This is a genomic window from Streptomyces hilarionis (assembly GCF_024539675.1).
GTDB classification, from domain to species: domain Bacteria; phylum Actinomycetota; class Actinomycetes; order Streptomycetales; family Streptomycetaceae; genus Streptomyces; species Streptomyces hilarionis.
On record NZ_JAHHIT010000423.1, the window covers coordinates 1 to 482 of the forward strand.

Annotated in this window: 1 protein-coding gene; it reads left to right on the forward strand. The window is 53.9% G+C overall.

From position 1 onward, the window contains the following. Positions 1–124 precede the first annotated feature (124 nt). A partial coding sequence (locus tag KMS84_RS43830) for a 3-methyl-2-oxobutanoate hydroxymethyltransferase (protein WP_256921287.1) occupies positions 125–482 on the forward strand: 358 nt, incomplete at its 3' end.

A 482-nucleotide genomic window follows, 5' to 3' on the forward strand; every position in this document is an offset into this window, starting at 1 on the left:
GCGCAGTACTGACTTCTCGACCTGGTGCAGCGCTCAATGTCAGCCGCATCTCAGGGGCCGCAATGATTGTCATCGCTGTCGTCCTCGCAGCTGAACGTCTGACCATTTAATAGAAGGTACACCAATGCCTGAACAGACCGCCGCCCCCTACGCTAGCCAAAATCGTGGGAGGGTAAGAATCCCTCATCTACAACAGATGAAAGCGCGGGGCCAAAAATGGGCCATGTTGACCGCTTATGACATGTACACCGCAGCCATATCTGAAGATGCAGGAATTCCTGTGCTTCTGGTCGGTGATTCAGCCGGTAACAACGTCTTCGGCTATGACTCGACCCTGGCAGTAACCGTTGACGAAATGTTGCCCTTAGTCAGCGCGGTCTCGCGGGCTACAAAGCGCGCATTGATCATTGCCGATCTGCCTTTTGGTTCGTACCAGGGGTCACCTGAGCAATGCTTCCATACAGCCGTGCGCTTTATGAAAG